This is a genomic window from Pseudoalteromonas sp. Isolate6, assembly GCF_022398435.1.
GTDB lineage: Bacteria > Pseudomonadota > Gammaproteobacteria > Enterobacterales > Alteromonadaceae > Pseudoalteromonas > Pseudoalteromonas galatheae.
Genome location: NZ_JAKEVK010000341.1, coordinates 1 through 2,593 on the forward strand (window position 1 = coordinate 1; position 2,593 = coordinate 2,593).

At 39.5% G+C, this 2,593-nt stretch carries 6 protein-coding genes; all 6 read left to right on the top strand.

Features of this window, described 5'->3' with window-relative positions:
- The first annotated feature begins 267 nt into the window (after window positions 1-267).
- The 6 genes from L1D50_RS22620 (at window position 268) to L1D50_RS22645 (ending at window position 1,877) form a co-directional block, all read left to right on the top strand.
- Window positions 268-489: an EF-hand domain-containing protein gene (locus L1D50_RS22620; protein ID WP_095728314.1), complete on the top strand. Its 222-nt coding sequence runs from the start codon at window positions 268-270 to the stop codon at window positions 487-489.
- A 43-nt stretch (window positions 490-532) separates the two neighbouring features.
- Window positions 533-754, top strand: coding sequence for an EF-hand domain-containing protein (locus tag L1D50_RS22625; RefSeq protein ID WP_128727334.1), 222 nt, complete (start codon window positions 533-535; stop codon window positions 752-754).
- A gap of 64 nt (window positions 755-818) precedes the next feature.
- Window positions 819-1,040 (top strand): EF-hand domain-containing protein, encoded by a 222-nt coding sequence (locus L1D50_RS22630; protein WP_128727333.1) that lies wholly within the window; start codon window positions 819-821, stop codon window positions 1,038-1,040.
- A gap of 57 nt (window positions 1,041-1,097) precedes the next feature.
- Window positions 1,098-1,319 carry an EF-hand domain-containing protein gene (locus L1D50_RS22635; protein WP_128727332.1) on the top strand — a complete coding sequence of 74 codons (222 nt, stop codon included), beginning with the start codon at window positions 1,098-1,100 and terminating at the stop codon, window positions 1,317-1,319.
- A gap of 58 nt (window positions 1,320-1,377) precedes the next feature.
- The gene (locus L1D50_RS22640) at window positions 1,378-1,599 is read left to right on the top strand and encodes an EF-hand domain-containing protein (protein ID WP_010369616.1); all 222 of its coding nucleotides are present in this window, start codon (window positions 1,378-1,380) and stop codon (window positions 1,597-1,599) included.
- A gap of 56 nt (window positions 1,600-1,655) precedes the next feature.
- Complete coding sequence (locus L1D50_RS22645) at window positions 1,656-1,877, top strand: EF-hand domain-containing protein (protein ID WP_128727331.1); 222 nt, start codon at window positions 1,656-1,658, stop codon at window positions 1,875-1,877.
- Window positions 1,878-2,593: the final 716 nt, after the last annotated feature.

A 2,593-nucleotide genomic window follows, 5' to 3' on the forward strand; every position in this document is an offset into this window, starting at 1 on the left:
ATCTAACATCAAGAAAAATAAAGATTTTTTATTTTTCGCTTTTTTAACTGTTGCCATTTAGCAACAGCCAGCCTTAATCCAACCTTAATCTTTTCAAGTGGTTTTTCTTAACTTGTTGATAAACCGTGTTTTTTCAATTTTGGCATCAAAGTTGGAATAGTTATCTCGAAAGCGAAAAACGAAACGCAGAAACAAATGCAAAATCAGTTTTTAGCTTTAATAGCAAAACGTTTAACACAGAATTTTTAATCTTATGAGGAAAGCACGATGAAAAATCTAGCAATCGCAGTATCAGCAGCAGTAATGACTTTGGCATCAGTAGGTGCACATGCAAACACTGGTTTCGACAAACTAGACATGAATGGTGATGGTTATATCTCTATTGAAGAAGCAAAAGCAGATGAAGGCCTTCTTGCTCAATTTAACGAGCTAGACGCAGACCAAGACGGTCAACTAAGCCAAGCAGAATTTGATAACTACGAAGGTTAATTTACCGAGTTATCACATTATTTTAATCGTTAAGGAGAAGATCATGAAAAATTTACTAGCAGCACTATCAATCACAGGTATGACATTGGTTTCAGCATCGGCTATGGCGATGGACGACTTTGAAAAGTACGACACTGATGGCAGCGGCACAATCAGCATGGCTGAAGCACAGGTTAATCCTAAGTTAGCTGAGCAATTCAAGACACTTGATGTTGACGGTAACGGCGAGCTGAGTGAATCAGAGTACGAGCACTTTGAAGGCTAATTTGAAAGTTTGGTATCGGTGAGTCTTCGGACTCTCCGCCAAGACGGAATTTAAGGAGAATATGATGAAAAATTTACTAGTAGCAGTATCCCTTGCTGGCCTATCAATGGCGTCGGTTAACGCGATGGCCGGTGACGACTTTGCCAAATACGATGCCGATGGCAGCGGCACAATTAGCATGAGCGAAGCAAAAGTAAATCTAAATCTTATTGAGCAATTCACTCAGCTAGACGGGAACGCTGACGGCGAGTTAAGTGAATCAGAATTCGCAAATTTTAAAGGCTAAGTAATAGTCCTCCAACTTCATGAAACGAACAGTATTTAAATCTTTGAGGAATAAATGATGAAAAACGTACTAATTGCACTATCAATCACTGGTTTATCTTTCGCGTCTGTTAATGCTATGGCGGGTGAAGACTTCGCAGCGCTAGATACAGATCAAAGCGGCACAATCAGCATGAGTGAAGCACAAGCACACACGGCACTTGCAGAGCAATTTAAAGAATTAGACGCTGATGCGAATGGCGAGCTAAGCGAAACAGAACTCGCAAATTTTAGAGGCTAATCAATAGCCCTCCAATTTCACGAAACGAACCGTATTTAAAATTTTTGAGGAATAAATGATGAAAAACGTACTAATTGCACTATCAATCACAGGTTTATCTTTCGCGTCTGTTAATGCAATGGCGGGTGAAGACTTCGCTGCGCTAGATACAGATCAAAGCGGCACAATCAGTATGAGTGAAGCACAAGCGCACACGGCACTTGCAGAGCAATTTAAAGAATTAGACGCTGATGCGAATGGCGAGCTAAGCGAAACAGAATTCGCAAATTTTAAAGGCTAAGTAATAGCCCCCAATTTCACGAAACGAACAGTATTTAAATTTTTGAGGAATAAATGATGAAAAACGTACTAATTGCACTATCAATCTCAGGTTTATCTTTTGCTTCTGTTAATGCTATGGCGAGTGAAGACTTCGCTGCGCTAGATACAGATCAAAGCGGCACAATCAGCATGAGTGAAGCACAAGCACACACTGCACTTGCAGAGCGATTTAAAGAGCTAGACGTTGATGCAAACGGCGAGCTAAGCGAAACAGAATTCGCAAACTTCAAAGGCTAATTAGAGTTCGAGAAGTAGATTTACCTGCGCAAGGGAGTGACAGAGGAAAAGGAACTGATGTCAGGGAGCAGGGAATAGAGTTCAAAGATTATGATGATTGTTGAGTTATTTGGCGACATTACTGATTTGTTCAACTAAGCGCCTTCTTTCGGGCTAGTTTAAACAAACGGTTATAAAGGAATACTTACAGCGAAGCATCGCTATCAGAATCTTTGAGCTCCAAATTGAGAGTTTGGATGTCATTAGGGAAGTTGACTGAAGGATCTGAGTCGGTAAGAGTAAGGCGGTTATTCGCACCGCACCCAAAGCTTGGCTTAACAGCCAAGCTTTTTTTGTTTTGAATGTATTGATTTTTGTAAGGTGTTAAATGTAACTCTGTGGGTAGCACTTAAAGTTGATATTTTTTCAATCATTGGCTGTGGTGGCGCTAGAATGCAGTAACCCATATCCGATCTGATTAAAGTTCAGATAAAATATGATAGGTGGTATAAGGCAAGGAACGGTTGTTAAGACTTTAGAATTTTGACCGCCTATTGCTTTGTAACTTTCCCTGAAAGCAAAATTCTCTTCCAATACATAGCAAAATAAGTGACATGTTGACGAATCCCTAGTTTTTTCTTAATGATATTTTTGTTTTCATCAGTCTCGGTTAGCTTCTCTCGATAGCTTTTGATTTAATTACTTTTTTAGAAAAAAGTATGGCTTCTATTTTTCAT

What these genes read in the sequence shown, in the direction of transcription:
- L1D50_RS22620 (WP_095728314.1), top strand. Translation starts at nt 268, where the DNA reads ATGAAAAATCTAGCAATCGCAGTATCAGCAGCAGTAATGACTTTGGCA.
- L1D50_RS22625 (WP_128727334.1), top strand. Translation starts at nt 533, where the DNA reads ATGAAAAATTTACTAGCAGCACTATCAATCACAGGTATGACATTGGTT.
- L1D50_RS22630 (WP_128727333.1), top strand. Translation starts at nt 819, where the DNA reads ATGAAAAATTTACTAGTAGCAGTATCCCTTGCTGGCCTATCAATGGCG.
- L1D50_RS22635 (WP_128727332.1), top strand. Translation starts at nt 1,098, where the DNA reads ATGAAAAACGTACTAATTGCACTATCAATCACTGGTTTATCTTTCGCG.
- L1D50_RS22640 (WP_010369616.1), top strand. Translation starts at nt 1,378, where the DNA reads ATGAAAAACGTACTAATTGCACTATCAATCACAGGTTTATCTTTCGCG.
- L1D50_RS22645 (WP_128727331.1), top strand. Translation starts at nt 1,656, where the DNA reads ATGAAAAACGTACTAATTGCACTATCAATCTCAGGTTTATCTTTTGCT.